Raw genomic sequence first — 24,486 nt, 5'->3', positions numbered from 1 at the left:
ACACCCGACCCCTACTAAGCGGTAGCTTTCCTTGGTGTGGTGACCGCTACGCGGGCTCCGCGCCTACGGCTCCTCCGCCACCGACGAGCGGCGGTTCCACGCGAGGGGCGCCCGCCAGTGGAAGCGGATGGCGAGCAGCCGCAGCACGAAGGTGGTGACGATCGCCAGGCCCGTCGTGATGGCGTTCAGGTGGTCGAAGCTGATGAAGAGCGCCACCATCGAGGCGCCGATGACGGCCGGCACGGCGTACATCTCGCGGTCGCGCAGCAGCGAGGGCACCTCGTTGACGAGGACGTCGCGCAGCACGCCCCCGCCGACGGCGGTCGCCAGGCCGAGCGCGGCGGACGCGGTGAGGCCCAGGCCGTACTCGTACGCCTTGGTCGTGCCCGTCACGCAGAACAGCCCGAGGCCGGCCGCGTCGAAGACGTTGATGGCGCGGTTGATGCGCTGGACCTCGGGGTGCAGGAAGAAGACGATCGCGGCGGCGACCAGCGGTGTGACGAAGAACCCGAGGTCGCTGAAGGCGGCGGCGGGGGTGGCACCGATGACGATGTCGCGGAACAGGCCGCCGCCGAGGGCGGTGACGAGCGCGAGGACGACGATGCCGAAGACGTCGAAGTTCTTGCGTACGGCGAGCAGGGAGCCGGCCGTGGCGAAGACGAAGATGCCCATGAGGTCCAGGGTGTGCTGGACTCCGGGCGGGAAGAGATCGTGGATCACGGGAACATTCTGCCGGTCGCCCGCGGCGCCCTTGGACGGGTGCGGCGCGGCCCCGTCAGGGGCTCCGCCCCCGAACCCCCGTGCCTCGAACGCCGGCGGGGCCGATCCCGCCCCGCCGGCGTCGGACCGTCAGACCGTCGGCCCGGTCACCGCGTCCGCCGCGCCCGGCAGGGCCGGGTCGCCCGGGGCCTGGTCGGGGGCGTTCTCCGGGTGGTGGCAGGCCACCTGGTGGCCGGTCTTCAGCGCGATGAGCGGGGGCTCCTGCGTGGTGCAGACCTGGGTCGCCTTCCAGCACCGGGTGTGGAAGCGGCAGCCGCTCGGCGGGGAGATGGGCGAGGGCACGTCTCCCTTGAGCAGGATGCGGCCGCTCTTGGCTCCGCGCCGGCGCGGGTCCGGCACCGGGACGGCGGACATCAGGGCCGTGGTGTACGGGTGCATGGGCGCCGAGTACAGGGACTTGTTGTCCGCGAGCTCGACGATCTTGCCGAGGTACATGACCGCGATGCGGTCCGAGACGTGCCGGATGACCGACAGGTCGTGCGCGATGATCACGTACGTGAGGCCGAGCTCCTCCTGGAGGTCGTCCAGCAGGTTCACCACCTGGGCCTGGATGGAGACGTCCAGGGCCGAGACCGGCTCGTCCGCCACGACCAGCTTCGGCTTCAGGGCCAGGGCACGGGCGATGCCGATGCGCTGGCGCTGGCCGCCGGAGAACTCGTGCGGATAGCGGTTGTAGTGCTCCGGGTTGAGGCCCACCAGAGAGAGGAGGCGCTGGACCTCCGCCTTGAGGCCGCCCTCGGGCTCGACGCCCTGGAGCTTGAACGGGGCGCTGACGATGGTGCCCACCGTGTGCCGCGGGTTCAGCGAGCCGTAGGGGTCCTGGAAGATCATCTGCACGTCGCGGCGCATCGGGCGCATGCCGGACACGCTCAGGTGCGTGATGTCCTTGCCCTCGAACTCGACCTTTCCGCCGGTCGGTTCGAGCAGCCGGGTGATCAGCCGGCCCATGGTCGACTTGCCACAGCCGGACTCGCCGACGATGCCGAGGGTCTCACCCGGGTAGACCTCGAAGTCGATGCCGTCGACGGCCTTCACGGCCCCGACCTGGCGGCGCAGCAGCCCCTTGGAGATGGGGAAGTGCTTGACCAGTCCGGTCACCCTGAGCAGCGGCTCCGGGGAGTCCACCGCCTGGGCCGGAAGGACGGCCGTCTCGTTCTTGCTGTTATCGGGCGCAGTCATGTCGGTCACAGCTTCGGCGCAATCTCTTCGGTCCAGATCCGGTCCCGCTGCTCCGGGGAGAGGTGACAGGCGGCCCAGTGCCGGCCGGCGCCCTCCGCGGCGGTGTCGACCAGGGCCAGCTCGGGCCGTACGGTCCGCGTGACGTCGTCCTTGGGCAGGTCGGCGTACGGGCACCGGGGGTTGAAGGCGCAGCCGCTCGGGATGTTGATCAGGCTGGGCGGCGAGCCCTTGACCGGGATGAGGCGTTCGGTCTGCTCCCGGTCGATGCGCGGCATCGAGCCGAGCAGGCCCCAGGTGTACGGGTGCCGGGGCTCGTAGAACACCTTCTCCGCGCTGCCCCGCTCCACGCACCGGCCGCCGTACATCACGAGGAGGTCGTCGGCCATCTCGGCGACCACGCCGAGGTCGTGCGTGATCATGATGACCGCGGAGCCGAACTCCTTCTGCAGGTCCCGGATCAGGTCGAGGATCTGCGCCTGGACGGTGACGTCCAGGGCGGTGGTGGGCTCGTCCGCGATGAGCAGTTCGGGGTTGTTGACCAGCGCCATCGCGATCATCGCGCGCTGGCGCATGCCGCCGGAGAACTCGTGCGGGTAGCTGTCGACCCGCTTGTGGGGCTCGGGGATGCCGACGCGGTCCAGGAGGTCGACGGCCCGCTTGCGGGCGGTCTTCTTGTCGACCTTGTTGTGGACCCGGTACGCCTCGGCGATCTGCTTGCCGACCGTGAAGTACGGGTGCATCGCCGACAGCGGGTCCTGGAAGATCATCGCGATCTCCCGGCCGCGCAGCTTGCGGACCTCTTCCTCGGGGCTGGACAGCAGTTCCTTGCCGTCGAGCCAGATCTCACCGGAGATCCGGGCCCGCTGGCGGCCGTACTGGCCGACCCGGTGCAGGCCCATGATGCCCAGCGAGGTCACCGATTTACCGGAGCCGGACTCGCCGACGATGCCGAGGGTCTTGCCCTTCTCCAGCGTGAAGGAGAGTCCGTCCACGGACTTGACCAGGCCGTCTTCCGTGGGGAAGTGCACCTTGAGGTCGCGTACGTCGAGGAACGCGGTGCCGGGTGCGCCGGGGGCGACGGGCTCGTTCAGTGCGCCCGTCACGGCGGGCGCCGTCGAATCGGTCATGACAGCCTCACTCGGGGGTCGATCACCGCGTACAAGAGGTCGACGACGAGGTTGGCCGCGACGACGAAGAAGGCGGAGATCAAGGTGATGCCGAGAATGACCGGCAGGTCGTGCTCGCTGATGGCGCGGACGGCGCTGTAGCCGAGGCCGTGCAGCGAGAAGGTGTACTCGGTGAGGACGGCGCCGCCCATCAGCGCGCCCAGGTCGAGACCCAGGACGGTCAGGATCGGCGTCATGGTCGAGCGCATCGCGTGCTTGCCGATGACGACGGGTTCCGTCAGCCCCTTGGCGCGCGCGGTGCGGATGTAGTCCTCGTTGAGCACTTCGAGCATGGTCGCGCGGGTGAGCCGCGCGTACATCGCCGCGTAGAGGAAGGCGAGCGAGACCCACGGCAGGACCATGCCGTTGAACCAGGCTCCCGGGTCCTCGGCGAAGGTCTTCTCCGGCCGCCCGAACCAGCCGAGCTGGTCGGAGAAGAGGGCGATGGCGAGCATGCCCGTGAAGTAGATCGGGAGGGAGACGCCGGCGAGGGCGAGGCCCATCGCCGAACGGTCCAGGACCGTACCGCGCTTGAGGGCGGAGATGACGCCTGCGGCGACACCGCCGATCACCCAGAGCACGACGGCACCGGCGGCGAGCGAGAGGGTGACGGGCAGCCAGTCGGTCAGCAGCGGCCACACCTCCTGCTCGCTCTTGAAGGAGTATCCGAAGCAGGGCGCGGCGCAGTGCGTGACGTCGTTGCCGTTGGCGTACGTACGACCCGCCACCAGCCCGACGACGAACTTGCCGAACTGGACGAGGATCGGGTCGGCGAGACCCATCTTCTGCCGGATGCCCTCGATGGCGGCGGGGTCGGACTGCTTGCCGACGAAGTACAGGGCCGGGTCCGTCCCGATCATCTTCGGGAAGAGGAAGAAGATTCCGAAGGTCACCAGCGAGATGACCAACAGCATGACGATGACGGCGAAGATCCGCCGGATGAGATATGCAAGCACTGCGCTCGGCCTGGCCGCGGCCCGGGGACGCCCTCTTCTGGAGAGCGCCCCCGAGCCGCCGCCGCGGCCATCACCTGCCCTTCGTGCCTAGCGGGTGTGGCACTGGAACTGAATCGGACGGTTTGTCTACTGGACGCCGAGCGAGGCGTAGTCGTACCGGCCGTTGTACGCGTCGGAGGTGTAGACGTTGGTCAGGCGGCTGCTGCGCCAGGAGATCGTCTTGTCGTAGACGAAGGGCAGGTAGACCGCGGCCTCGGAGACCTTCTGGTTCATCTGCTTGTAGATGTCGCCGGCCTTGGCCGGGTCCGTCTCCGCGATGGCGTCGTCGAACAGCTTGTTGATCGCCGGGTCGTTGAGCTCGGAGAAGTTGTTGTTACCGCTCTGCAGGATGAAGCGGCCGTCGACCAGCGGCTGGGAGAAGCCCTGACCGGTCGGGAAGTCGGCGCCCCAGCCCATGATGATGATGCCGTAGCCCTTCTCCTTGACCACCTTCGGCGAACCGATGATGCCGGAGGTCTGGGCGCCGTCGAACTGGTCGACGTCGGCCTCGATGCCGACCTGCTTCAGGGCGTTCTGCAGGGAGACGGCCGTGGCGACCTCGACCGGCTTGTTGTTGCGGACCGCGATCGTGGTCTTGAAGCCGGTCTCCTTGCCACAGGCCTTCAGAGCGGCCTTGGCCTTGTTGACGTCGGGCTTGCCGTCGTTCGTCAGGACACCGTACGGGTCGTACTTGCCATCGGCGCCCTTGATGCCCAGCGGCAGCATGTTGGGGGCGATGTCACCACCGGCCTGCGGGCCGCCGCGGGCGGTCTGCAGGGACTTGTGGTCGGCCGCGTAGATGACGGCCTTGCGGCACTCGATGTTGTCGAACGGCGCGACGGTCTGCGGCATGACGGCGTACCGGATGAAGCCGGTCTGGCCGTTGTCCAGGTTGTCCTTGTGGTCCTTCAGCGCGGTGGCGCGGGCCGCCTGGCCGATGCCGGTCGCGTTGATGTCCAGGTCGAACTCGCCGTTCATCAGGCGCTTGTCCATGTCGTCCGCGTTCGCCATGAACGTGACGGAGATGGAGTCCGGGAGCGCCTTGCGGATGGTGTCCGACTCGGCCTTCCAGTTCGTGTTGCGCGAGAGCTTCATGCTCTTGTTGGGCTCGTACGAGTCGATCTTGTACGGGCCGTTGGAGAAGGGCTTGAGGCCGTACTTGGCCGCGGTGTCCTTGTCCTGCTTGACCGGGCTGGCGGCCGGCATGGCCAGCATCTGCTCGAAGTCGCCGTTGGGCGCGGGGAGCTTGAAGATGATGGTCTTCGCGTCCGGGGTCTCGATCGCCTTGAGGCCGAGCTTGTCCGGGCTGGTGTCCTTGTACGGACCCGGGTACTCGGTCTTCGGGTCGAGGACCTGCATCAGGTAGACCGGGCCGCCGGAGATGACGTCCTGGGCCCAGGTGCGCTCGATGCCGTACTTGACGTCCTGGGCGGTGACGGGGGTGCCGTCCTCCCAGGTCACGTTGTCCTTGAGGGTGTACTTGTAGGTCTTGCCGCCGTCGCTGATCTCCGCGTTCGCGGTGGCCAGGTCGGGGACGAGCTCGGTGCTCTTGGTGCCCGGCTCCGCCTTGAAGCTGACGAGCTGGCGGGCGTAGTAGCGGGAGAAGTCCCACATGAAGCCGTAGTAACCGCGCTGCGGGTCCCACGAGTCCGCTTCCTGCGTACCGACGAACTTCAGCTCGCCGCCCGTCTTGGTGGAGGCGTTGGCGACCTTGCCGATGGCGGCGTTGAAGCCGCCCGCGGCGGCCGGCTTGTCTTCCTTCGCCTTGCCGTCGTCGCCGCCACAGGCGGTCGCGGCCAGCATCGTCGCGAGCACGACGGCCGTGCCGGCGACGAGCCTGCGCTTGGACATGCGATGGGTAGTCACGATGCTCGCAACCCTCCGTTGTGATTCCGGTACGAAGCCGGGTTCCGGTGTGCCCTGCGGTTCTGACCTACGGGTGCCCTGCGGGATGACCTGCGGGGACGGCTAACGGGAGCCCTTCGGGTCGAGGGCGTCGCGGACGCCGTCGCCGAAGAGGTTGAAGGCCAGCACGGTGATGAAGATCGCCACGCCGGGGAAGATCATGAAGAGCGGGTCGTCCTCATAGGTCCGCACGGCCGTCGAGAGGGTCTCGCCCCAGGACGGCGTGGGCGGCTTGACGCCGACGCCCAGGAAGCTGAGCGCGGCCTCGGTCAGTACGTTGGTGGGGATCATCAGCGTCGCGTAGACGGTGATCGGGGCCACCAGGTTCGGGAGCAGCTCGCGGAAGAGGATGTACATCCGGCCGGCGCCCAGGCTCCGCGCCGCTTCGACGTACTCCCGTTCGCGCAGCGACAGGGTCTGGCCGCGGACGATGCGGCCGATGTAGGGCCAGCCGAAGAAGCCGATCACCAGGACCAGTACGGCGATCCGCAGGCCCGATCCCTCGAAGCCCCAGAGCTTGCCGGGGACGACCGAGATCAGCGCGATGATGAAGAGCAGCTGCGGGAAGGCGAGCAGCAGGTCCATGACCCGGCTGATGGCCGCGTCGACCCAGCCGCCGAAGTAGCCGGCGACGATGCCGAAGAAGGTGCCCATCGAGACCGCCACGAAGGCGGAGAGGAAGGCGACCAGCAGCGAGATGCGGGCGCCGTAGACGATCCGGCTGAACACGTCGCGGCCGTTGACCGGCTCGATGCCGAGCAGGAAGTCGCCGCTCATGCCGCCGTAGTCGCCGGCCGGCAGGCCCAGCAGCGGGTCCAGCAGGTCTTCGTGCAGCTCCTCCGGAGGGTGGCCGAAAACGCTGACGATCAGCGGCGCGAAGAGTGCGACGAGGATCAGCAGGAGCACGACGAAACCGCCGGCCAGCGCGACCTTGTCGCGCTTGAGCCGCATCCAGGCGATGCGGCCGGGCGAACGGCCTTCGATGGCCTTGGCGGGGACGTCGGCTACGGACACGGGTGCGGGTGTCTCCGCGCTCATGTCGTGCAGTGGTGCCGTCATCGTGGTGGGGACCCCTCTCGGCCGACGGGTGGGCCGGCCCATGCCCGCCGCTGTGGCGGCGTTGGTGCGGAGTGGCGCTCGGAGTGCGAGGTACGGGTGCGCGGATTTCCTGCGGCGGGGCAAACCCAGGCGACCGCCGGAGGACTGACCCGCTCTTGGGTGGGGAGTCTTCATCGGGCGCTCGATCAGCCGCCAGACCCGCAGGTGAATGGATGCGCAACCGTGATCTGAGGGTCGAGTTCCCGTTATCCGGACTTCACTGTCATCTCAGCGGAGCAAGACATCCTGTTCGGTACGGAATCGGACATGGCGCCCAACTCGGCCTACGAGCATGCCTATTGGGCGTACATCAACGTCGAAATCAGGACAACGCAAAGGCCGCACGGAACGACTGTTCCGTGCGGCCTGGGGTGGCTTGGTCCCCATGTCTCAACGAGCGGGATGCCTCGGCGAGCGGGACCTCTCAGTAGGCGGGCGCCTGTCCCTCGCGGTCGTAGAAGGGGCGGGTCTGCGCCCGCAGCCACATCGCCACCGGGTCGTGTTCGTCCGCCAGCGCGACCGTGCAGACGGGCACTCCCTCGGGGACCGCGCCGACCGACTGGCGCATCATTTCCCGCACGGATTCCAACGCGTGCGCGGAGGCGTCGTACAGGTCGAGCCCGACGGCGAGGTACGGGGACCCCAGCGCGGGCTGCACCCAGGCGCGGCGCAGCGAGCGGACGGCGGGCGTGCGGTGCGCGTGCTGCGTGAGCAGCCCGTAGAACTGCGGCAGCTCGATGGCGGGCTCGGACAGCCGCAGCGGGCCGGCCGGCATCCGGTCCAGCCCGGTGGCGATCCGGCGCAGGTCGGCCCAGGGAATGCCGACGCCGCCGCCCTGGGCGTGCGGGTTGAGCCACAGCCCCCAGCGGTCGGGGTAGAGGGCGCGGGCGATGTCCCGTCCGGTGACCACCTCGTACCCGCGGTTCCAGCCGCTGGCGGCCAGCTCCTGCGGTGAGGTCACGCAGGGCGCGTACCCGAGGCCCTCGACCTCCATGCCGCCGTACTGGGCCTCCGGGGAGCCGGGCTGCCCCTGCCAGAGGAGCATCCACAGCCGCCCCTCGGCCAGGGCGTGCAGGAGGGACTCGTAGCTCTCGTAGCGCCCGGGAGTCACCTGGCGCAGCATGTGCTCGACCTGCCCGACCGCGGCCGTGCCTGACGCACTCACCCGGTACCCCTCTTCGTCTGTTCGTCCGCCCGTCGTCCACGCGTGTCGGCCACCAGCTTAAGCGTCACTACGGCAGGTAGAAGGGGCGTACGCGCGTGGTGATGAAGTCGACCACCGGGTCTTCCGCGGCGTCGAGCAGGATCAACTGCACAGGCCAGGGCGGCGGTACGCGGGTCAGGGCGCGGCCCAGCGCGTCCATCGGGGCGTTTCGCATGTCGGGCTCCCATCCCACCAGGTGGACTCCGATGTAGAGCTCCGGCGAGCCGCCCTCGACGCTGGCGAGGCAGCGGTGCGCGGAGGCGACGACTCCGGTGGCCCGGAACTCCTCCGCGGCGGCGGTCAGGAACTCGACCGGGTCCTGCTGCCAGTCGGGCTCGAAGAGCCGGACCCTGCCGCCGGTGGCGGGGCCGTCGAGCGGGCCGCGGCCGGTGCGGCAGAGCTCCGCGACGGCCGGCGGGGGCAGGGGCACGCCGACGGAGCCCTCGGGGTTGACCGCGAGGCCGAGTTGCGGGGGCAGGCCCCGGGCGAAGTCCACGGCGGGGGCGACGGCGAAGTCCATGGCGGGTCCGGCGCAGGCGCGGAACTGCTCCTCGGAGCTGTAGACGGGCACGTACGCGGCGCCGTCGATGTCCATGGTGGGCAGGCTGAGGCTGTTCACCCCGCCGGGCAGCGGGATCCACAGGTGGCTGCGCCCGAGGACCTCGAGGATCCGCCCCCCGGCGTCCGCCTGTCCGAGCGCCGCCCCGAGCACCTGCTCCAGCTCGTTACCCGGCCACATGTACGTCTCCGCTCGCTTGCCCTTGATATCGACCCGAGATTAACGGGCGCCCGCGACACCCCGACCGGGGGCCGCCCGTGCCGGGGCCGCCCGCGCCGGGGGACAGGCCCTAGTGGAAGCCGATCGACGTCAGCCGGGACGCCGCCGGGCGGTCCAGCAGGGTCACCGACGCGCAGCCGGCGGGCGGGCGGCCCGCCTCGGCCTCGCGCAGCAGCCGGGCCACCGCGCCCCGGTGCCGGGCGAAGGCGTACGCCGACACGCCCCGGCCCCGCGCCGCCTGCCCGGCCCTGGCCTCCTCCGGAGTGGTGTCCAGCAGCACCAGGTGCAGCGCGCGGCCGCGCCGGCGGGCCGCCGAGGCCAGCAGCGCCCGTACCCAACTCTGCGTACCGCAGTCGTGGACGACGGCCGGGGCCCCGGAGCGGAGCACCCGCCACAGGCCCCAGTAGTGCGCGATCCGGACGGCGGGCCGGTACACCGCGTAGGGCAGGGCGGCCGGCATCCGGCGCTCCCAGCGCTCGCGGGCGTCCTGGGAGTCGACGCCGCCGCCCTCCGCGGCCCGCTTGATCAGGGTGCTCTTGCCGCCGCCGGGCAGCCCGGAGACCACCACGACGTCCCCCTCGGCGAAGCGCAGCCGCCGCGGGCCCTCGGCTCCGCGCAGGTCCCGTACCGCTGCGGGCTCCCCCGCCGTTCCGCCCGCCGCGGGGTCCCGTACGGCGCCGCGCTGCGACGGCACCCCGGCCACCGCACCCTCGACGGTGCCGGTGTTCGTCGCCGCCAGTACTCCGAATCTCCGCACAGTGCTCGCCTCCCCCGCGACGGGTCGCCTGGACCCGGTCCCCCTGAGTGTAAAGAGACGGTAATCCGGTGCCACCGGTTCCGCTCCGGTTCCGCTCGGAGTCTGCTCCGCTTGCGGACCCCCTCCCCCATTCGGCCGCACGTCGTGCAATGATGTGCGCCATCTGGACACCTAATTACATACCGGCCGCTTGAATCCGCGCGGGAGAGTCCCGGCACGCCGCAAGGCGGTGCCCGGGCGCCGAAGGAGCAAGTACCTCCCTTGAATCTCTCAGGCCCCGTACCGCGTGGATGAGGCAGATCTGAAAAGCGAGCCGCGCCACCGCCCGTGAGGGCCCCGGCGACGGTTCCACCCAAGGTGCAAGTCGATGGCCTTCCCCTGGAAGCGGGGAACTCTCGGCGAACCTCTCAGGTTCCGATGACAGATGGGGAGGAACTCCTCCTCGTCATGTCATGCCCTGGGACCCGGGAGCCACACCCATGAGCACTGCCCCCCGCCTGACCGCCCTCGATGCGCTGCACCGTTCTCTCGGTGCGACCATGACCGATTTCGCGGGCTGGGACATGCCCCTGCGGTACGCCAGCGAGCGCGACGAGCACAACGCCGTCCGCACCAAGGCCGGTCTGTTCGACCTCTCCCACATGGGCGAGATCACCCTGACCGGCCCGGAGGCCGTGAAGGTCCTGGACTACGCCCTGGTCGGCAACATCTCCACCGTCGGCGTCGGCCGCGCCCGCTACACGCACATCTGCCAGGAAGACGGCGGGATCCTCGACGACCTGATCGTCTACCGCCTGGGCGAGACCGAGTACATGGTCGTCGCGAACGCCTCCAACGCCCAGGTCGTCCTGGACGCGATCACCGAGCGCGCCGCCGGCTTCGACGCCGAGGTCCGCGACGACCGCGACGCGTACGCGCTGCTCGCGGTGCAGGGTCCGGAGTCCCCCGGCATCCTCGCCTCGCTCACCGACGCCGACCTGGACGGGCTGAAGTACTACGCCGGCCTGCCCGGCACGGTCGCCGGGGTGCCCGCGCTGATCGCGCGTACGGGCTACACCGGCGAGGACGGCTTCGAGCTGTTCGTCTCCCCCGAGCACGCCGTGGAGCTGTGGCAGGCGCTGACCAAGGCGGGCGAGGGCGTCGGCCTGGTCCCGGCCGGCCTGTCCTGCCGCGACACCCTGCGCCTGGAAGCGGGCATGCCGCTGTACGGGCACGAGCTGACCACCTCCCTCACCCCGTTCGACGCGGGTCTGGGCCGGGTCGTGAAGTTCGAGAAGGAGGGCGACTTCGTCGGCCGCGCCGCCCTGGAGGCCGCCGCCGAGCGCGCCGCCGCCAAGGCGCCGCGCAAGCTGGTCGGCCTGATCGCCGAGGGCCGCCGCGTTCCGCGCGCCGGCTTCTCCGTGACCTTCGACGGCCAGGTCGTCGGCGAGGTCACCTCGGGCGCCCCGTCCCCGACGCTCGGCAAGCCGATCGCGATGGCCTATGTCGACGCGGCGCACGCCGCGCCCGGCACCTCCGGCGTCGGCGTGGACATTCGCGGTACGCATGAGGCGTACGAGGTCGTGGCCCTGCCGTTCTACAAGCGGCAGAAGTAGCCCCGTACCGCCCCGTACCGCACCGCACCGCTCTTCGGCGCGTCGCGCCGGTCCGCAGGACCACCGTTCGTATCCACTCCCCCGCATCCAGGAGAATCAGGTCATGAGCAACCCCCAGCAGCTGCGTTTCAGCAAGGAGCACGAGTGGCTGTCGGACGCCGTCGACGGCGTCTCGACGGTCGGCATCACGGAGTTCGCGGCCAACGCGCTCGGTGACGTCGTCTACGCCCAGCTTCCCGAGGTGGGCGACACGGTGACCGCGGGCGAGACCTGCGGCGAGCTGGAGTCGACCAAGTCGGTCAGCGACCTGTACTCCCCCGTCACCGGCGAGATCGTCGAGTCCAACCAGGACGTCATCGACGACCCGGCCCTGGTGAACTCGGCCCCGTTCGAGGGCGGCTGGCTCTTCAAGGTGCGCGTCACGGAGGAGCCGGCCGACCTGCTCTCCGTCGACGAGTACGCCAAGCTCACCTCCGGCAACTGACCCAGGGAACCCTGATGTCTGTACTGAACACTCCCCTCCACGAGCTCGACCCGGACGTCGCCGCCGCCGTCGACGCCGAGCTCGTGCGCCAGCAGTCCACCCTGGAAATGATCGCGTCGGAGAACTTCGCTCCGGTCGCCGTCATGGAGGCCCAGGGCTCGGTCCTGACCAACAAGTACGCCGAGGGCTACCCCGGCCGCCGCTACTACGGCGGCTGTGAGCACGTCGACGTGGTCGAGCAGATCGCGATCGACCGCATCAAGGCGCTCTTCGGCGCCGAGGCCGCGAACGTGCAGCCCCACTCGGGCGCGCAGGCCAACGCGGCCGCGATGTTCGCGCTGATCAAGCCGGGCGACACGATCATGGGCCTGAACCTGGCCCACGGTGGTCACCTGACCCACGGCATGAAGATCAACTTCTCCGGCAAGCTCTACAACGTGGTCCCGTACCACGTCGACGAGACCGGTGAGGTCGACATGGCCGAGGTCGAGCGCCTCGCCAAGGAGTCCAAGCCGCAGCTGATCGTCGCGGGCTGGTCCGCCTACCCGCGCCAGCTCGACTTCGCCGCCTTCCGCCGCATCGCGGACGAGGTCGGCGCGTACCTGATGGTCGACATGGCGCACTTCGCCGGCCTGGTCGCCGCGGGTCTGCACCCGAACCCGGTGCCGCACGCCCACGTCGTGACCACCACCACGCACAAGACCCTCGGCGGTCCGCGCGGCGGTGTCATCCTGTCGACGCAGGAGCTGGCCAAGAAGATCAACTCCGCGGTCTTCCCGGGTCAGCAGGGCGGCCCGCTGGAGCACGTGATCGCGGCCAAGGCCGTCTCCTTCCTCGTGGCGGCCTCGCCCGAGTTCAAGGAGCGCCAGGAGCGCACCCTGGAGGGCGCGAAGATCCTCGCCGCCCGCCTGGTCCAGGACGACGTCAAGGCCGTGGGCGTGGACGTCCTCACCGGCGGCACCGACGTGCACCTGGTCCTGGTCGACCTGCGCAACTCCGAGCTGGACGGCCAGCAGGCCGAGGACCGCCTCCACGAGGTCGGCATCACGGTCAACCGCAACGCCATCCCGAACGACCCGCGGCCGCCGATGGTCACCTCGGGCCTGCGGATCGGTACGCCGGCGCTGGCCACCCGCGGTTTCGACGCCGAGGCCTTCACCGAGGTCGCCGAGATCATCGCGCAGGCGCTCAAGCCCGCCTACGACGCGGAGGACCTGAAGGCGCGCGTCTCGGCGCTCGCCGCGAAGTTCCCGCTGTACCCGACGCTCTAGGCACCGGCCTGAGAGGGCCCGGTCTTGTTTTGCACAGGGCCGGGCCCCTTTCATGACCAAAGCCCCAGGCGGATGCGGCCCATTGCCACTGAATCATCCAAAAAATGGCAAATAGGCTCCGGATAAAGGAAAGACCGCACCCCCCTGGCAGGACGGACAGCACACCCCATGGACATGAGCGCAGCGAACAAGAAGGGACTCAGTCTCTTCGCCCTGATCATGATCGGCCTCGGCTCGATCTTCGGATCGGGGTGGCTCTTCGGGGCCGGCCAGGCCGCCGCGGTCGCGGGGCCCGCGGCGATCATCGCCTGGGTCATCGGCGCCGTCTTCATCGGCATGATCGCCATGTCCTACGCGGAGGTGGGCGCCGCCTACCCGCTGCCCGGCTCGATGGCCCGCTTCGGCACCATCTCGCACGGGCCGGTGCTGGGCTTCATCACCGGCTGGGCGGTCTGGATCGCCATCGCCGCGCTGATCCCGATCGAGTCCATCGCCGGAACGCAGTACATGTCCTCCTGGAACTTCGGCTGGGCCAAGGGCCTCGTCGAGAACGGCGGCCTGACCACCTCCGGCATGGCGATGGCCCTGTTCCTGACGGTCGCGCTGTGGCTGGCCTGCTACTGGTCGGTCGCACTGCTAGCCAAGGCGAACAACCTCCTCACCCTGGTCAAGTTCGCCATCCCGGTACTCGCCGTGATCGCCCTGATCACCTCCGGCTTCCACACCGGCAACTTCACCGACCACGGCGGCTTCGCGCCCAACGGCTGGTCCGCGGTCATGACCGCCGTCACCACCTCCGGCGTGGTCTTCGCATTCAACGGCTTCCAGGCCGTCGTCAACCTCGGCGGCGCCGCCAAGAACCCCGGCCGCGCCATTCCGCTGGCCCTGGTCGGCGCGCTCTCCCTCGGCCTGGTCATCTACCTGGCCCTGCAGATCGCCTTCATCGGCGGTGTCCCGCCGGAGAAGCTGGCCGAGGCCGGCGGCTGGAGCGGCATCAACTTCTCCTCACCGTTCGCCGACCTGGCCAAGATGCTGATGCTGCACTGGGTCGTCACCATGCTCCAGTTCGGCGCCTTCATCTCCCCGTCCGGTGCCAACATCGGCAACGTCGCCTCGGCCTCCTACATGGCGCAGAACCTCGCGGACACCGGCTTCTTCCCGAAGAAGATCCGCGAGGTGCACCCGAAGTACGGCACCGCACGCCCCGCGATGTGGCTGAACCTCGGCTTCTCGATCCTGCTGCTGGTCACCGTCGGCCACAGCTGGGAGGCCCTGGCCAGCGTGGTCTCCGCCGCGATGGTGGTCTCGTACCTGATCGGCCCGATCGCGGTCGGCGTCTTCCGCAAGACGAAGCCCGAGCTGCCGCGCCCCTTCCGACTGCCCGCGGCCAAGATCCTCTGCCCGGTCACCTTCGCCTTCGCCGCCTGCGCCCTGTACTGGTCCAAGTGGCCGGACACCGGCAAGGTGGTGCTGCTCACCCTGGTCGCCGCCCCGATCGCGGCCGTCGTGCTCAAGCGCAAGGGCGAGAAGAACCTGGCCAAGCAGTTCGCCCCCGCCTGGTGGATGATCGCCTTCCTGCTGTGGCTGGGCACGCTGTCGGCACTCGGCAGCACCGAGTTCGGCGGCAGCGGGTTCATCCCCGGCGGCGCGGACATCGCCCTCGTGGCCGTCTCCGCCCTGGGCTTCTACTTCTGGGCCGTACGGTCCGGGGTCAAGGCCCACTACGCGGGCCTGCCGGGCCCGGACCCGGTCCTGGACGCCCCCTCCAGGGAGGCCGACGCGGCCGACGCACCGGAGCGCGAACTGAGCCACGCCTGAGCACCCCCTCCCCGACCCGTCCGGCGGCCGAGCTGTTCACCTCACCGCGTTAAGCTCGACCGCCGGACAAAATCCGCAGATCACCCCTGATCAACCCGATCAACCCGATCAACCCGATCCGCCTCTCCTGCCCACGCTTCCCACCCACGAGCAGACATAGGAGTCCGCAACCGTGGCCATCTCCGTCTTCGATCTCTTCTCGATCGGCATCGGTCCCTCTTCCTCCCACACCGTCGGACCGATGCGCGCCGCGCGCATGTTCGCGACCCGGCTCAAGAAGGACGGCGTCCTCGCCCAGACCGTCTCGGTCCGCGCCGAGCTCTTCGGCTCGCTCGGCGCCACCGGGCACGGCCACGGCACCCCCAAGGCGGTCCTGCTGGGCCTGGAGGGCCACTCCCCCCGCACCGTGAACGTGGAGACCGCCGACGCCGAAGTCGAGCGCATCCGCCAGACGGGCCGCCTGCGCCTGCTGGGCACGGAAATAGGTGACGGCCACGAGATCGACTTCGACGAGCCGAACCAGCTGATCCTGCACCGCCGGCGCTCGCTCCCGTACCACGCGAACGGCATGACGCTCTTCGCGTACGACGAAGCGGGCACCCCGCTGCTGGAGAAGACCTACTACTCGGTCGGCGGCGGGTTCGTCGTGGACGAGGACGCGGTCGGCGAGGACCGGATCAAGCTCGACGACACCCCGCTGAAGTACCCCTTCCGCAGCGGCGACGAGATGCTCCGCCTCGCGAACGAGACCGGCCTGTCGATCTCCTCGATGATGCTGGAGAACGAGAAGGCCTGGCGCACCGAGGACGAGATCCGCGAGGGCCTCCTGGAGATCTGGCGCGTCATGCAAGCCTGCGTCTCGCGCGGCATGTCCCGCGAGGGCATCCTCCCCGGCGGCCTGCGGGTCAAGCGCCGGGCCGCCTCCACGGCGCGCCAGCTGCGCACCGAGGGCGACCCGATGATGCACCGCAGCGAGTGGGCCACCATCTACGCGATGGCGGTCAACGAGGAGAACGCGGCCGGCGGCCGGGTCGTCACCGCTCCGACGAACGGCGCCGCGGGGGTCCTGCCCGCCGTCCTGCACTACTACATGAACTTCGTGCCGGGCGCGGACGAGGACGGCGTGGTCCGCTTCCTCCTCGCCGCGGGTGCGATCGGCATGCTCTTCAAGGAGAACGCCTCGATCTCCGGCGCCGAGGTCGGCTGCCAGGGCGAGGTCGGCTCGGCCTGCTCGATGGCGGCCGGCGCGCTGGCCGAGGTCCTGGGCGGCACCCCGGAGCAGGTCGAGAACGCGGCCGAGATCGGCATGGAGCACAACCTCGGCCTGACCTGCGACCCGGTCGGCGGCCTCGTCCAGATCCCCTGCATCGAGCGCAACGGCATGGCGGCGGTCAAGGCCGTCACCGCGGCCAAGATGGCGATGCGCGGCGACGGCACCCACAAGGTCTCCCTCGACAAGGTCATCAAGACCATGAAGGAGACGGGCGCCGACATGAAGGTCAAGTACAAGGAAACCGCCCGCGGCGGCCTGGCGGTCAACGTCATCGAGTGCTGACGCCGCATTCTGTGTAACCCCGCTCGACGCCGATGGGGCGTGACTCTTGGAGTCACGCCCCATCGGTTTTTCCTGGCTCAATTCTTTCAACTGAGCAGGAATTGTCGCCGCCTAGCCCCTGTCGAGTTTGCGGGATTCATCCGCCAAATCTTCAAGGCGCTCGTGCAACTTCTCGCTTTCAATCCTGGTGGACGACCAAGCTCGACTGAAATGTACCAACTTTTTGGCTTCCGATCGATTACTCAATCCGAGGTCGACGACAGCACGAATACATTCGACTTGCGACAGACCCGCCTCCTTCAGCTTGATGAGGACGGCTTCAGGGTCGGCGCCATCGTCCAGATCACTGCGCACAGCGTCCAGCGCAGCCAGGTACATTGCCATGCGGCAACCCTACCAATCCTTCGATTCGTTCTCAGCAGTCCGGCTTGGGCAGGTCGATGTTCCATTCGCCGGTATGACCGTTCTCCGGGCCTTCACTGGTACGCATCCAGTTGATCTTAAGGGTCGTAAATCCTTGGTTGGCGGCTGCCGAAATAACCTTGCGCCTCAGAGCCAGGAAGTCACGCGGACCAACGGAACCCCGCTCAAGATCACCATCTGCGCCATAGATGGAGATATTTTCCAGCTTGAGGGTCGTTCCATCAATGTCGACAAAGGCGCCGATGTCTATGTCACCGTGGACGGTCTGCAGCACCGTACTGAAGAACAATCCGCCTCTCAGGTCATCAAGGGATGCAATACCCGAGTTGTGCACGAGGACCGGCGTCTTCCCCACGATGACGTAGTACGTGTGGAAGTCGTCGACGGTGAAGTTGTGGGTGGTGACGGCGTGGCGGTAACTACGGCCGGCATTCACCGTGAGGGTCGTGCCGTTGGGCTGGCGGAGCTGCTCGCCGACCTTGAGGTCGCCGGCGTCGATCCACTGGTGGCGGGTTTCGCTCCAGTAGGGGTGGTGAGAGGTGGAAGTGATCTTCGCGGGCGGTCCGCGGGGGCCGGCCTCGTCGGTGAGGGTGAGGTCGGTGAATTCCTTGTCGTCGGGGGTGGTGATGGTGCCGATGACCTTCTTGGGGCGGGTTTCGCCCGTCTGGGGGTCCGTGGCCATCACGGTGTCGCCGACGCTGACGTCCTCGATCGCCTTCGTGCTGCCGTCGCCCATCAGGATCCGGGTGCCGGTGGGGAAGCTGTTCCTCTTCTTGCAGGACGGACCTGAGGAGGAGTCCGGCGCCGAACCGCCATCGGACTGCGCGGCGTCACCACCATCGGCCTTCGCGGCATCGGCTTCGTCCGCCACTGCCTTGGCTTCTGTTCCGGCACTGTCGCTTGCGGATTCCTTGGCGGCTTTCTCCGATGCGGATTTGGCTGCCTTGGCTTCGGCGTCGCGCGCTTCCTTGAAGGCCTTTTTCGCCGTGCTGTAGGCCTCGGCGGCCTTGGAGGCTCCGCGTTCGGCTTCGTGGATGGCGTCGTAGGCCTTGTTCATCTCCTTGTAGATCTTGAAGGCCTTGATGCCGACCTTGACGGCCTTGACGAGCTTGCCCCAGGGGACGAAGTTCAGGGCCGTGTTGATGCACGCCATCACGTCGCCCTTGGTGAAGCAGTCCCGGGCGTCGTTGTATCCGATCAGGTCACCGACCACGTCGATGACTTCGTCGATCAGCTTGTCGCGCTTCTTCTTGGCGTCGGAGACCTTCTTCGTGGCCGTCTTGAGCTCTGTGTCCGACGGGCCGTCGTCGGTCTTTCCCGGGTGCTTGTCGTACCACTCCGGGTCGTACGTGGACCCGAGGTCCGAGCCGTTGCTGCCCGAGCAGTAGCCGGCTCCGAAACAGCTCTCCAAGCCCGAAGCATCGGACTTGTTGACGGGGTTGTTCTCGGAGTAGGCGTACGCGTTCCACTGCTGTGGGTTGCTCGCGTTGATGACGGGGTCGGGGCTGATGAAGCGGCCGGTGGTGGGGTCGTATTCGCGGGCGCCGAGGAGGGTGAAGCCGGTGGATTTCTCCTTGGTGCCGCCGACGAATCCCTTGTCTCCGGCCCAGGCGCCCGGGGCGGGCTGGGTGCCGCGTTCGTTGCCGAACGGGTCGCTCGCGCGTCGGACGTGGCTGAGGTCGGAGGCCTTGAGCTGGACTCCGCCGGTGCCGTGGTGGTCCGAGCTCTGGTAGGTCAGCGCGGAGCCGCTGGTGGTGCTGGTGGTGCGGGTGACGGTCAGGCCGCCGGGCATGCCGTACGTGCGGACGTTGGAGACCTTGCCGCTGGCGGTGTCCAGGGTGATCTGGTCGGCGCCGAGGGTGAGCGTGGTGCTGGCGGCGTCGCGGCGGATGAGCTGGTTGCCGCCCGTGTCGTACAGGTAGCTGGTACCGGCGCTCTCACCGGTACCGATGACCTTGTCCAGCTTGCCCTGGCCGTTCCAGGTCAGGGACCTGGTGCCGGGAGTACTGGTGATGGACGCCGTATTACCGGCAGCGTCGTAGGTGTAGGAGGTGACCTTGGTTCCGGACGGGCCGGTCTCGGTCGAGGACATCAGCGCGTGCGGACCGCCCGTGCCCCCGCCCGTCTGCGGGTCGGTGGAGGGGGCGTTGTTCTTCGGGCCGAACGTCTGGGTGATCGTGACGTCCTTGGCCGCGTTGCCGGTGACGTCCTTCCTCACCAGCTTCTTGCGGTTGCCCATCGCGTCGTACTCGTACTGCTGCCAGTACGGAGCGGTACCACCCACACTGGGCTTGCCGGTGCCGTCGACGGCGGGGCCGGCGCTGTTGGTGCAGCCGCCGATGCCGCGCACGCTGGGCGCGGGAGCCGTGGTCTGGGTACCGGTGTCGGTCCAGGCCTGGGTCAGGCGCCCGAGGTAGTCGTGCGTGAAGCACTGCAGGTCACGGCCGGTGCCATCCTGGGTGTCACCGATCGAGGTGATCACACCGGCCTTGTTGTACGTGTAGTCCAGGACATCCACGCTGGCCGTTGCGGCGGTCTGCTTGTCGAGCGTGGAGCGGACCGCGCGGCCGGTGCCTGCGTCGTAGTCGGCTGTGGAGACGACCTGCATGCCGGTGTCGCCGACGGTCGTGCGGATCGGACGGCCGTAGGGGTCGTAGCGCATGTCCACGAGGTACGGGGTCCGGGCGAGACCGATCTTGCCGCCGAGTGAGGTCAGGTTGCCCGCGACGTCGGTACCGTACGTCAGCGTCTCGACGCCGAGGCCCGCCTTGGAGATGCCGGGCAGGGCGGTCGTCTTCAGCTGCCCGTAGGCGTCGTAGGTGTTGGTCGTCTCGTACGTACCGGCGAGTTCCCTCTCCGCCGCCGGGATGGTGACCTTGGTGCCGAGGGAGCGGTAGCCGCCGTCGTAACCGGTCACCTCGGTGACGTACGCACTGCCCGTCTTGCCGCCCACGTAACGGGTGGTGGTGTCGGGCTTGCCCAGCGCCTTGGTGTCGTACGTGAACGCGGCGATCTGCTTCGCCGGGTCGACGGCCGTACCCTCGTACGTCGCCACGGGACGACCGAGGATGTCAGCCACCGTGGTGGCGCTCTTGAGACGGGCGTCGGTGGAGACGACGAGGATCTTCTTGTCGTCGTAGGCCGTGGTGCTGGTGCCCGAGTCGGGGTCGGTGGTCTTCACCACGCGGCCGAGGAGGTCGTAGGTGAAGGTCCACTCGTTGCCGGCGGAGTCCTTCCGCGACAGCTCCTGGCCCTGGGGGTTGGACACGTAGGTCGTGTCGTCGTACGCACCGGTCGGGGTGTTGGCCTTGTACTGGCGCAGGATCGAGGTGGTGCCGTTGGTGATCTTTGCCGTGGCGAACCCACCGGCCGGCGGGGTCGTACGGGTCTCGTCCACGCCCGGGTATTCGGTCTTGGTGCGGGACTGCTCCACACCGAAGGACTGCGAGACGGAAGCGGCGACGCGGCCGAGGCCGTCGAAGACGGAGACGGTCTGGGCCGGGATCTTGCTGTCGGGCTGGACCCCGCCGTTGGGCAGGAACACGGCAGCGGAAGGCGCGCCCTGGTCGGTGTAGTAGGCGGCGCTGGTCTTGACCTGCCAGCCGTGGGAGTCGAACAGCGCGTCCGTGATCATCCGGCCGGCCACACCCGAAGGAGCGCTGGCCTGGGTCTGGCGGACCCGGCCGAGACCGTCGTAGATCGAATACGAGGACGTGTAGGAGTTGTCGTTCATGAGCGCCTGGCTCAGAACGGCGGACGGCGCGTTCGTGCCGTTCATCGTGTACGAGAACTTGCGCACCGGGAGAGCGCTGTTCGCGCGTTCCTGGCCGGGCTGCCAGATCGAGACGACCCGACCGAGGGCGTCGTACTCGCGTTCGGCGACGTGGTTGTTCTCGTCGGTGGTCTTCAGCGGCTGCGAGCGGCCGATGTCGAGGGTCGTCGTGGACTTCCAGCCCAGCGGGTTGGTGTGGGTCACCTTGTCGGGCAGGACACCCGTGGCCGGCGCGTACTCGGTCGTGGTGACTGCGCCGCCGGGGTGGGCGGTGTCGGTGCGGACCTTGTTGGTGTTGCTGGTGACGCGGCCGTAGGTGTCGTAGGTGGAGGTGGAGTTGAGGCGGTAGACCGGCTTGCCGGTGCCGTCGTACTTCTCCAGGACCTCGGTACCCGTGCCGTCCGCCGTCGCTCCGACCTGGCCGTAGGGCAGACCGTCGAAGTACGAGCGGGTGTCACCGACGGTGTTGGCCGCCGTCGGCGTCTGCCCGCAGACACCGGAAATGACCAGCGTGCGGGAAGCGAGCTCCGTGACCGCGCCGCCCGGGCCGGTCGGGTACTCGAACGTGGTGCACAGACGCTGGTCCGTGCGGGAGATGTCGCTGTTGTCGTCGACCTGGAGGGGCCGGGTGACGAGCGTGGTGTCGTACGTCGACGAGCGCTCGCTCGTGCGCCAGCTGCCGCTGGCGAGCTTCGCCCGGGTGGTGACCTTGGCGGTGTTCACCGCACGGGCCGTGATCGGCGGCATGCCGGCGGACTGGGCGCGGGTCGCGGTGACCGGGCCGAGCCACGGTGTGGTGACCTCGTCCCCGATGACGGTTCCGTCGACGCCGTCGCGGTCGTAGGTCTGGGTCTGGCGGACGAAGCCGGACAGGACTTCTTCGTCCTTGATCGTCCCGCCCTGTGCGTCGAGGACGTTGACGGTGCGCTTGGTGCCGTTGGCGAGGACGTCGCCGTCCATACCGCGGAGATACGTCGAAACGTTCTTCGTTCGCGGGGCTTCGCTCGCGTTGCCGCTGCCCGTGCGGGTCGTCACCGTGCTGAAGCCGCGGAACTGGTCCCAGGTGCGGGTCTTGGGGTCGGCGAACTCGGAGTCGTTGCGGTGCCAGGCGATGCCGCCGCCGTACTCGTAGTCGGTGACGGTGGAGACCTGGCCGCCGACCTTGTCCTGCTGGGTGACGGACTGGACGACGACCTTGTTGAACCAGTCGTTGACGGGGTCGGCGAAGGACTGGCCGGGCAAGTACCACTTGACCGGCATGCAGGCCATCGTGTTGCCGTCCTCCGAGGACGGCATCGTCCCCGCGAGACGCGAGCACTCCGGTGCCTTGTAGGCGACATTGATCTGGCCACCGGTTTCGGTGGTGATCGTCTGGATCCGCGGACGCCGATAGCTCGGAGCCGAAGCGTCCGTACCGTCGGGGCGGCGGACGACGCCGTCGACACGGTTGGGGAACTGCGTCGCCTGGAACAGGACCGCGGGGAGCTTGATCGCGGTCTTGCTGTTGCTGGCGTTGCGCTGGATCGAGTCGAGCCACAAGGTCGGGGACGTGCCGTCACCCGGGTCCTGGAAGGACTGCTTGAGGTCGTACCAGTCGACCGTGCGCCACGCCGTGCCCGTCCAGACCTGACTGGCGATCTGGGTGAACTTCTTCGTCGTGAAATAGGTCGGCGAGAGGTTCAGGCACTGACCGGTGGCCGGGCATTCCTGGTCGATGGGAGTGTCGGGCCAGGAAGCGGCGTTCGCCTTCACACGCTGAGCGGTGTCCGTGCAGGTGACGGTCCCGATCACGACGCAGCGTTCGGCGTTCTTGATGTTGATCTGGACGGCCGGCTTCGCCAGGCCCTTCGCCGTGATCTGCTCCGGCAGACGCTGGCCGTAGCCGATCCAGGTCGGGTAGGAGCCGCGCTGGTACTTCGTGTTGGTGCCGGTGCCGCCGTTCTGGCCGCCACCACGCCCGTAGAAGTTGTCTTCCTGCTCGTAGCGGTAGGAGACCAGGTTCTGGTGCGGGTCCACGACGTAGTCGAGGTTCCACTGCCAGCCCAGCTGCTGCCACGTACCGTTCGCCGGAGTCTCAGCACCCAGGCACTTGTCCTGACCACTGTTGAAATACACCGGGACCGTGGAGACCGACTTGGCCTCCGGGTCGGTGCCATCCCCGCCGGGCAGGCGGTTGGAGCCGAAGTAGTACTGGGTCCCGTCGGTCGTGGTGACCTTGAAACCCTCGCCCTTCCAGGCCGCGTTGCGCTGCCCGGTCAGCCGCTCGATCTTTGTGCCGTCCTCACCCTGAAGGTGATACACGCACGAGGTGTCGTCGCGGACGATCTGGCCGGCGTGGCCGGCGAGGTTCAGGGACAGGATGTCCCCGGCCCAGCACTCGTCACCCGACTCCGCGATCCCCGCGTCTTTGCAGCCCTTGTAAGTACGGGAGATCGAGCCCGGACTCCAGTCCCAGCCCTCACCGAAACCGGACGCCTGCGCGTTCGTCGACGCCGTACGGCCATCGATGGAGGACGAGTCGTAGCCCAGGCCCACGTCCGGACCCGCGCCGGCAATGGAGGACGGAACCTCGACGGTGTAGCCGTAGGTGAAGTTCGCGGCATTCGCACCGGCCTGCCACGACATCGACGGCGCAATCGGCGTCGCGGTGAAGTCACCACTCGCACCCGACGGACCCGCCTCCACCGCAAGCGCAACCGCCTGCGACGCCAGCATCTGCGGAGCATCCGACGGAGCCGACTTGAAGGCAGTCGCCTTCGTCTTGGGGGCGTCGATCTCCGCGACCAGACGGCCCGAGGCGTCCTTGTGGGAAGCGACCGGCGTACGGGCCGTGCAGCCCTTCGCGCCAGGAGTCGTCAGCGCACAGTCGGGAAGGCGGACGACACGCGCACGGTCGCCCCAGTTGGCACCGGTGGTTTTAGCCAACGCCGAGACGTCGAAACCAACCTGGACCTTGCCCGAAGCAGCGCTGCCCGCCGCATCGGTCAGAGCGACGAGGACGCCCCCGACACCAGCCGCACGCGTCTTCGCCTCGTCCTTCACCTCCACCCGAAGCGAACCCTCACCGGAACCGGAACCCGAGGTGGCGAGTTCCGAAAGTTTTGCGGAACGGTTCGGGCCCTTGGCGGGAGCAACCCACACGGGCAAAGAGCCGGCCTGAACCGACTTGCCGCCGCCCGCGGTCGCCGACGTCCCCGCCGCATTGAGCGGAACGGTCGCCGAACCGGACGGGGCCTTCGCCTTCGCGTCCGGCTTCCACGCCTTGCCGGCCGGAGCCTTGGCGTTGACAGGCTTGGCATTTGAACCCTTGACGGGCTTGGTCTGCGGGAGCGCCGTATTCGGCGGCACCCACACCTTCGGCGGCTTCGCCACCGCTTCGACCGCGGGCAAGCCCAGGCCGGAGATGAACACCGCAAGCACGGCGACCATCGCAACACGTGGTCGCATCGCGCGCGCACGCGAATGCAAACCACCCTGACGAGACAACAAAATCCCCCCATGAAAAGGAATGACAAGGTCCGCTTCAGACACAGTTCGGACAGCGGCACCCTAAGGAGAGGGGCATTCCTTCGTACAGATTTTCTTTAGCATTCCCTTACATGATCAATGTCACTTGCCAGCCAACGCGATGTTTATTCCCGCGAATCCGACATATTGCCTGGCGCTTCTTTTGACAGACTTTCGGCCAGCAAGGAACGTGCGCGTG

16 protein-coding genes and 1 riboswitch are annotated in these 24,486 nt (G+C 68.5%); of the genes, 5 read left to right on the top strand and 11 right to left on the bottom strand.

Translation table 11 applies throughout. The features are described from left to right. Positions 1 to 63: 63 nt before the first annotated feature. From OG247_RS29600 to OG247_RS29560, 9 genes are all read right to left on the bottom strand, one after another. Positions 64 to 672 carry a trimeric intracellular cation channel family protein gene (locus OG247_RS29600; RefSeq protein ID WP_442813668.1) on the bottom strand — a complete coding sequence of 203 codons (609 nt, stop codon included), beginning with the start codon at positions 670 to 672 and terminating at the stop codon, positions 64 to 66. Between the two features lie 177 nt (positions 673 to 849). Then, positions 850 to 1,959, bottom strand: a complete 1,110-nt coding sequence (locus OG247_RS29595) for an ABC transporter ATP-binding protein (RefSeq protein ID WP_327255061.1) — start codon at positions 1,957 to 1,959, stop codon at positions 850 to 852. 5 nt (positions 1,960 to 1,964) lie between these two features. After that, positions 1,965 to 3,086 carry an ABC transporter ATP-binding protein gene (locus OG247_RS29590; RefSeq protein WP_327255060.1) on the bottom strand — a complete coding sequence of 374 codons (1,122 nt, stop codon included), beginning with the start codon at positions 3,084 to 3,086 and terminating at the stop codon, positions 1,965 to 1,967. Continuing rightward, a complete protein-coding gene (locus OG247_RS29585; protein ID WP_327255059.1) occupies positions 3,083 to 4,081 on the bottom strand; it encodes an ABC transporter permease in 999 nt (332 codons plus the stop codon). Before OG247_RS29585 ends, OG247_RS29590 begins: the two co-directional genes overlap by 4 nt. A gap of 126 nt (positions 4,082 to 4,207) precedes the next feature. Continuing rightward, on the bottom strand, positions 4,208 to 5,986 hold the full coding sequence (locus tag OG247_RS29580) for an ABC transporter substrate-binding protein (RefSeq protein ID WP_442813451.1): 1,779 nt from the start codon (positions 5,984 to 5,986) through the stop codon (positions 4,208 to 4,210). A 102-nt stretch (positions 5,987 to 6,088) separates the two neighbouring features. Next, complete coding sequence (locus OG247_RS29575) at positions 6,089 to 7,084, bottom strand: ABC transporter permease (RefSeq protein WP_327255058.1); 996 nt, start codon at positions 7,082 to 7,084, stop codon at positions 6,089 to 6,091. Positions 7,085 to 7,547: 463 nt separating this feature from the next. Next, the gene (locus tag OG247_RS29570; protein WP_250746298.1) at positions 7,548 to 8,288 is read right to left on the bottom strand and encodes an enhanced serine sensitivity protein SseB C-terminal domain-containing protein; all 741 of its coding nucleotides are present in this window, start codon (positions 8,286 to 8,288) and stop codon (positions 7,548 to 7,550) included. Between the two features lie 67 nt (positions 8,289 to 8,355). Continuing rightward, positions 8,356 to 9,066, bottom strand: coding sequence for an enhanced serine sensitivity protein SseB (locus tag OG247_RS29565; RefSeq protein WP_327255057.1), 711 nt, complete (start codon positions 9,064 to 9,066; stop codon positions 8,356 to 8,358). Between the two features lie 109 nt (positions 9,067 to 9,175). Continuing rightward, a complete protein-coding gene (locus tag OG247_RS29560) occupies positions 9,176 to 9,862 on the bottom strand; it encodes an AAA family ATPase (RefSeq protein ID WP_327255056.1) in 687 nt (228 codons plus the stop codon). Between the two features lie 191 nt (positions 9,863 to 10,053). Continuing rightward, a riboswitch (glycine riboswitch) is annotated at positions 10,054 to 10,157 on the top strand. A 184-nt stretch (positions 10,158 to 10,341) separates the two neighbouring features. Here OG247_RS29560 and gcvT point away from each other — a divergent pair. From gcvT to OG247_RS29535, 5 genes are all read left to right on the top strand, one after another. After that, complete coding sequence (gene gcvT, locus OG247_RS29555) at positions 10,342 to 11,457, top strand: glycine cleavage system aminomethyltransferase GcvT (RefSeq protein ID WP_327255055.1); 1,116 nt, start codon at positions 10,342 to 10,344, stop codon at positions 11,455 to 11,457. Positions 11,458 to 11,560: 103 nt separating this feature from the next. Next, complete coding sequence (gcvH, locus tag OG247_RS29550; protein WP_327255054.1) at positions 11,561 to 11,941, top strand: glycine cleavage system protein GcvH; 381 nt, start codon at positions 11,561 to 11,563, stop codon at positions 11,939 to 11,941. A gap of 14 nt (positions 11,942 to 11,955) precedes the next feature. Continuing rightward, a complete protein-coding gene (gene glyA, locus OG247_RS29545) occupies positions 11,956 to 13,212 on the top strand; it encodes a serine hydroxymethyltransferase (RefSeq protein WP_250746311.1) in 1,257 nt (418 codons plus the stop codon). A 168-nt stretch (positions 13,213 to 13,380) separates the two neighbouring features. Next, a complete protein-coding gene (locus tag OG247_RS29540; RefSeq protein WP_327255053.1) occupies positions 13,381 to 15,030 on the top strand; it encodes an APC family permease in 1,650 nt (549 codons plus the stop codon). Between the two features lie 172 nt (positions 15,031 to 15,202). Continuing rightward, positions 15,203 to 16,585 carry an L-serine ammonia-lyase gene (locus OG247_RS29535; protein WP_327255052.1) on the top strand — a complete coding sequence of 461 codons (1,383 nt, stop codon included), beginning with the start codon at positions 15,203 to 15,205 and terminating at the stop codon, positions 16,583 to 16,585. A 111-nt stretch (positions 16,586 to 16,696) separates the two neighbouring features. On the opposite strand, the gene OG247_RS29530 is transcribed toward OG247_RS29535, so the two are convergent. Both OG247_RS29530 and OG247_RS29525 read right to left on the bottom strand, forming a co-directional pair. Then, positions 16,697 to 16,969, bottom strand: a complete 273-nt coding sequence (locus OG247_RS29530; RefSeq protein WP_327255051.1) for a hypothetical protein — start codon at positions 16,967 to 16,969, stop codon at positions 16,697 to 16,699. Between the two features lie 31 nt (positions 16,970 to 17,000). Continuing rightward, positions 17,001 to 24,209 (bottom strand): polymorphic toxin-type HINT domain-containing protein, encoded by a 7,209-nt coding sequence (locus OG247_RS29525; RefSeq protein ID WP_327255050.1) that lies wholly within the window; start codon positions 24,207 to 24,209, stop codon positions 17,001 to 17,003. Between the last annotated feature and the right edge of the window lie 277 nt (positions 24,210 to 24,486).

The organism is Streptomyces sp. NBC_01244 (assembly GCF_035987325.1).
GTDB lineage: Bacteria > Actinomycetota > Actinomycetes > Streptomycetales > Streptomycetaceae > Streptomyces.
This window is presented reverse-complemented; position numbering and strand designations above follow the sequence as displayed.